The following is a 6,305-nucleotide window of genomic DNA, read 5'->3' on the forward strand; positions in this document are numbered from 1 at the left end:
ATTTTTACGCATTTAAACAATATTTATAAAATATTTTTTAGTAATATTTTCACGGCGATTACTTTTCAAATGCTCTGTCTCTAATAGTTTATATACATTCTAAATTAAAATTATAATTAACTTTTCTATGAGGGGTTTGGTATGCAAGATGAAATTTTAGAATTATACGAAAAAATTAATGATCAACTTTCACAGGAAGAGTTTTTAGCAGAAATGGAAGAAGTCCGCGAAAGCTTTGGCTTGGACTTTGTAAATGAAGTTGACTGTGCTCGTGAAGTTTTAAAGAACCACGGCATTGAGATTCCATTTGAAGTTTCTCAAGAAAAAACAGAATCCGGTGAAAGCACAGAAGAAGTACCTTTTGAAGTTTCATTCGAAAGCGATGAAGAAAATGTCGAAACTTCAACTGAAGAAGCTGAATCATCAATCGAATCTGATGAAATGAGTGACGAAGTTCTAGAAAGATACAATAAAGTTAAAGATAAAGTTTCCAAAGAAGACTTTTTAGCTAGAATGAACGAATTTAAGAAAGAAAATGAAGGCATTTCATTTATGGGTGACGTTACATTTGCAGACATGGTTGTCGGCGAATTAATCGATGAAGAGGTTGAAGTCGTTTCCGAAAAACCTGAATTTTCCAATGATACAATTTCCAGTCTTGAAGATGGAAGCAGGGATGTTACAATTTCCGGAAGGGTAATATCAATATCCAATCCTAGATCCTTTAAAACACGTAAAGGAGGCAAAGGGGAAGTATGCAATGTTGAGTTGCAGGACAACACCGGAAAAATGAGAACCGTATTCTGGACTCAAAACATGCCTCTTTTGAAAAAATTCAGTGAAGGGGATGTAATTCAAATCAAAAACGTAGATATCAAGGAAGGATATTCCGGACTTGAAGCTAACTTAAGGCCAAGATCAGCAATCGTTAAATTGGAGGAAGACCCTTCAAAATTCCCGGTTTATGAGGAAGTCATTACCAACATAGCTGACATCGAACCCGATACTCAAGTAAACGTCATTGCAAGAATCGTCAGAATTCCAGCAGTCAGAAGCTATGAGAAAAACGGCAAAGAAGGTAAAGTGGCATCCCTTGAATTGCAGGATGCAACCGGCAAAATCTCATACACATTATGGAACAGAAATGTTGAATTGATTGAAAACTTGAAATTGGAAGATGGAGATACAGTCAAGATTCTAGCTGCACAGTCCCGTGAAAGAACCAACAGGGACGGAATATCAGAAATTTCACTATCCCATTGGGACGGCAGAATAATTAAAGGAGAATACGATGTTCCTGAAATTGAACAGGAATTCACTCCAATCGGAGATTTAACAGAGCAAACCGATGTTGCAATTAAAGGTGTCGTAGTCAGACTCCAGGATATTAAAAAGTTCATCAGAAAATCAGACAACACCGAAGGAAAATTAAGGAACTTTGATGTTGGAGATTCATCCGGATCTATAAGAGTTACACTTTGGGGCGATAGCACCGATTTAGCGATAAATAAAGGAGACATTGTTAAGGTTATCGGCGGTGATGTTCGTTATGACGAATTTACTCAAACAGGATACTCAATGAACACAAATTTCAATACTCAAATCTCTATCAATCCTGAAAATCTAACAATTGAAGAACTAGATGAGTTCAATGAAATCAGAGAACAGTTAAGACCAACCCCTATTGGAAGAATTAGAGAGATTGAGGAAGACGGCACTGAAATCGATATTATTGGAAGATTCATTGCAGTCAATGATGTCAATGAATTCCAAAGGGATGACGGTACTGTAGGCATTGTCAAATCTGCAACTTTCGCTGACGAATCCGGAAAAGTTCAATTGTCATTATGGAATGAACGCGCTCAGGAAAATTATAATGTTGGTGACGCATACCAAATTGAAAACGCTAGAACCAGACTAGGATACTATGATGTTGACTTAAACATAGGTGGCGGTTCCAGACTCATTAAATTATCAGAAGAACAGGCATCTGCATTGTTCATACCTGAATTGTCAACATTAGAAAAAGCGCTTTATGATTATAAGAAAATTTCTGAAGCTGAAGAGGATGAACAAGACATTATCCTCATCGGTAGAGTCATTGAATTAAATGATTTACGTGAATTCGAAAGGGACAATGGAGACAAAGGCTTCGTTAGGCACATTGAAATTGCCGATGATACAGGAACCATTAAAGTTGTTTTATGGAATGATGAGGCTAAAATGGATCTTGAAATGGGCATGCCACTTAAGCTACAGAATCCACGCATTTCCTTAGACATGGACAATCGTTTAGAAGCCAGTGTTGGCAGAACCACCACAATCTTGGAGCCTAGCGAAAAAGAATTGGAAAAATTGCCAACATATGAAGAATTGAAAGAAGCTATTTACGTTCCAAAAACTATCGAATCCTTATTGGAGGATGACACCAATGTTACCGTAACAGGAGTCATCAAAGAAGTTTATTCCGATAGAGTCTTACGTAAAAAATGTCCTCACTGCAGAAGCAATATAGAAGAGTCAATTGATGAATATGTCTGTGATAACTGCGGACATACATTTGATGAGCCTTATTATCTCTTCATGATTCCAACCAGAATCGAAGACGATACAGGTGAGATTCAAGCTACCTTCTTTGATAAGTTAGCCGAAGAACTCGTCGGCATGAAAAAAGAAGAAGTCATAAGTCTCATTGAAGACGGTTATGGAATTGAAGACAAACTTCAAGACTTACAAAATTTAACCGTTGAAATTATTGCTAATGTAAGCTTTGACGATTATAACGAAGAAAGTAGGTTAAATCCTAAGAAAATTTTATCAAAATATTATTAAATGAATTAAAGGAATGGTTGTTATGGTAGAACTAGGTGATTTACCAGGTGTTGGTGAAAAAACAGCAGAAAAATTAAAAGACGCAGGTTTCGCTGATATGATGAGATTGGCTACTGCTACTCCTAAAGAATTATCTGTTAAAGCAGAAATTGGTGAAGGAGTTGCTGAAAAAGTTATTGAAGCAGCCCGTAGAGCTGAAAACATTACTTTTGAAACCGCATTAGAAGTAGATGAAAGAAGAAAAGACGTTGGTCACATTACAGTCGGAAGTCAAGAATTCAATGATTTAATCGGCGGCGGTATTGAAACTCAATCCATCACTGAAGTATTCGGTGAATTCGGATCAGGTAAAAGTCAAATTTCTCATGAATTAGCTGTTACTGTTCAATTACCTAAAGAGCTTGGCGGTCTTGAAGGCGAATGCGTATTTGTTGACACTGAAAACACTTTCCGTCCGGAAAGGGTTAGGCAAATCGCAGAAGGGTTCGGATTAGACACTGATGAGGTATTAGGAAGAATTCATGTTGCACGTGCTTTCAACTCAGCTCACCAAATTTTAATGGTCGATAAGATTAATGAATTAATTCAAAGCGGTGTCAATGTTAAATTGGTCATTGTCGATTCCTTGATGGCTCACTTCAGAGCAGAATACGTTGGAAGGGAATCCTTAGCTGTTAGACAGCAAAAGCTAAACCAACATTTACATTCACTTCAACAAATTGCTAATACCTACAATGTTGCTATTTTCTTAACAAACCAAGTACAGGCAAAACCTGATTCATTCTTCGGAAGTCCTACTAAAGCTATCGGAGGACACGTTTTAGGACACGCTTCTACTTACAGAATCTGGCTCAAAAAAGGATTGGCAGGTAAAAGAATTGCTCGTTTAGTCGACAGCCCTCATTTACCTGAAGGCGAATGTGTATTTAAAATTACTAGCGAAGGTATCGTTAGCTAATTTTATTTTTTCTTTTTTTTTATTTTTCATTAATTTTTTATAGAATCTCGTTTAATTATTATTTATGAACGAAATTGAAGTTACTATTTTATCCATAATCTTGATGATAGGTTTGGGATATTTTCTTAAACGAATAGATTTTCTATCTGAAAAAGATATAACCCCTTTGAATAATATAGTAATGTATATTTTAATGCCTTGTATGGTTTTTTCCGCATTGTATGCAGCGGATTTATCTTCAATTTCCAAATTGGGAATTTTACCCTTCATAATTTTTTCATCTTCAATGGTTACTGGAGCAATTTCATTTATCATTTTAAAGAAATTGAATTTTGATGATAGGAAGTTATGGAGCGTCCTTGTCACTGTAATGATTGCAAATACCGGATTTATGGGTTATCCAATTAGTTTGGGCATATTTGGCCAGGCAGGATTTTTAAGGGCAATATTTTGTGATATTGCAACTTTATTTATTTTCCTGTTGCTTTCATTCATTTTGGTTTTGAAATTCGGCGGCAACTTAAAAAGCGCTGTCAGCAAGATCACATTGTTTCCATCATTATGGGCGGTCATACTTGGACTGTCATTGAATTTTTTGAATATTCCAATCGGTCCTGTTTTTGAAAATGCCATTAATTATTTGGGAAACGGTGCAGTTCCTTTAATCATGCTTTCACTGGGCTTGTCAATTAATCTTGCAGGTCTTTCAAGGAGTCGGTCGATGGTATTGTTTACTTCAGTGGTAAAGCTATTGTTTTTCCCTTTGATTGCTTTTATCGTCGCATCTTATTTGGGGCTTGTCGATTTGCAATTAAAAGTGGCAGTAACTGAAGCGGCTATGCCTTCTGGAATGCTGTCCTTGTTGCTTGCTATAACCTACAAGCTGGATTATGAATTGACATCGGACTGCATTTTGATAAACACTGTAATCTCTTTGATTACACTACCTATAATTATCATGATTTTATGAAAAAATATTAATTTTTTTTCATCTTTAAAATACTTTATTTCGTATATAACTTAAGTAAAACTCTTGATTATTTAAAATGTATTCGGATTCCTCTGTGTTTCTCTATTTAAAATAAATAAAAAAAGTTTATTTTCTAGTATATAAACATTACTCTAAATTTTTATTAGAAAGCTTTATAAGTGTGTTTTTACTACATATGTATATCTAATATTATGTAAAAATTCTAGAACTTTTTTTAAAAAATTGCAATTTTTATTATATGTTAGATATTTTTCACGACTTGTACAAGGTGAATTAATATGGCAGAAGAAAAAATAGATAATAACGAAGAAATTAGGATAGGTGTTTACGTCTGTCACTGTGGTGTTAACATTGGTGGAGTAGTAGACTGTCCTGACGTAGCAGAATATGCTAAGACATTACCTAACGTTGTCTACGCAACTGACTACAAGTACATGTGTTCTGACCCTGGTCAAGCAATGATTCAAGAAGACATTAAAGAGAAAAACTTAAACAGAATTGTTGTAGCTGCTTGTTCCCCTCGTCTTCACGAACCTACATTCCGTAGATGTGTAGAAGAAGCTGGATTAAACAAATTCTTATTTGAATTTGCTAACTTAAGAGAACAAGACTCCTGGGTACACATGGACTTACCTGAAGAAGCAACTTCCAAAGCAAAAGACTTAACACGTATGGCTGTTGCTAAAGCTAGATTACTCGAACCATTAGAAGCTACCAAAGTAGCAGTAGATAACAAAGCATTAGTTATCGGTGGTGGAGTAGCAGGTATCCAAACCGCATTAGATTTAGGTGACATGGGATTCAAAACCTACATTGTAGAAAGAAACCCAACCATCGGTGGAAGAATGGGACAATTAGATAAAACTTTCCCTACTCTCGACTGTTCAATGTGTATTTTAGCACCTAAGATGGTAGACTGCGCAAAACACGAAAACATCGAATTAATTTCTTACGCTGAAGTTAAAGAAGTTGACGGATTCATCGGAAACTTCAAAGTAAAAGTTGAGAAAAAACCAAGATACGTTGACGAAGCATTATGTACTGGATGTGGATCCTGTCAAGAAGCTTGTCCTATCGAAATACCTAACTACTACGACGAAGGTGTAGGTATGGTTAAAGCTGCATTCATCCCATTCCCTCAAGCTGTACCATTATGTGCAACTATTGATAAGGATTACTGTATTGAATGTAACTTATGTGTACAAGCATGTGGACCAAACGCTATCGACCACAACCAACAAGCTGAAGAAATCGAATTAGAAGTAGGTACCATTGTAGCTGCTATCGGTTACGACCCATTCGATCCTTCCGGAATTTACCAATACGGATACGGACGTTTCTCCAACGTTATTACCGCTATGGAAATTGAAAGGATGATTAACGCATCAGGTCCTACCGGTGGACACGTTATCAAACCTTCCGACGGTATCGAACCTAAACGTGTAGCATTCATCCACTGTGTCGGTTCCAGAGATGAACAAATCGGTAAACCATACTGTTCCAGAGTATGTTGTATGTACTCCA

Annotated in this window: 4 protein-coding genes; all 4 read left to right on the plus strand. The window is 36.2% G+C overall.

What is annotated here, in order from left to right:
• Positions 1–141 precede the first annotated feature (141 nt).
• Entirely contained in the window at positions 142–2,832 is a 2,691-nt protein-coding gene (locus Q0W25_RS01515; protein WP_298518032.1) for an OB-fold nucleic acid binding domain-containing protein, read from the plus strand.
• A 22-nt stretch (positions 2,833–2,854) separates the two neighbouring features.
• Complete coding sequence (gene radA / locus Q0W25_RS01520) at positions 2,855–3,790, plus strand: DNA repair and recombination protein RadA (RefSeq protein ID WP_297824796.1); 936 nt, start codon at positions 2,855–2,857, stop codon at positions 3,788–3,790.
• A 64-nt stretch (positions 3,791–3,854) separates the two neighbouring features.
• Positions 3,855–4,760 (plus strand): AEC family transporter, encoded by a 906-nt coding sequence (locus Q0W25_RS01525; protein ID WP_298518035.1) that lies wholly within the window; start codon positions 3,855–3,857, stop codon positions 4,758–4,760.
• Positions 4,761–5,059: 299 nt separating this feature from the next.
• Positions 5,060–6,305 (plus strand): CoB--CoM heterodisulfide reductase iron-sulfur subunit A family protein (locus tag Q0W25_RS01530; RefSeq protein ID WP_298518038.1); only part of this gene is annotated, 1,246 nt, incomplete at its 3' end.

Origin of the sequence: uncultured Methanobrevibacter sp. (assembly GCF_947166415.1) — an archaeon.
Taxonomy (GTDB): domain Archaea; phylum Methanobacteriota; class Methanobacteria; order Methanobacteriales; family Methanobacteriaceae; genus Methanocatella.

What these genes read in the sequence shown, in the direction of transcription:
- Q0W25_RS01515 (WP_298518032.1), top strand. Translation starts at nt 142, where the DNA reads ATGCAAGATGAAATTTTAGAATTATACGAAAAAATTAATGATCAACTT.
- radA (WP_297824796.1), top strand. Translation starts at nt 2,855, where the DNA reads ATGGTAGAACTAGGTGATTTACCAGGTGTTGGTGAAAAAACAGCAGAA.
- Q0W25_RS01525 (WP_298518035.1), top strand. Translation starts at nt 3,855, where the DNA reads ATGAACGAAATTGAAGTTACTATTTTATCCATAATCTTGATGATAGGT.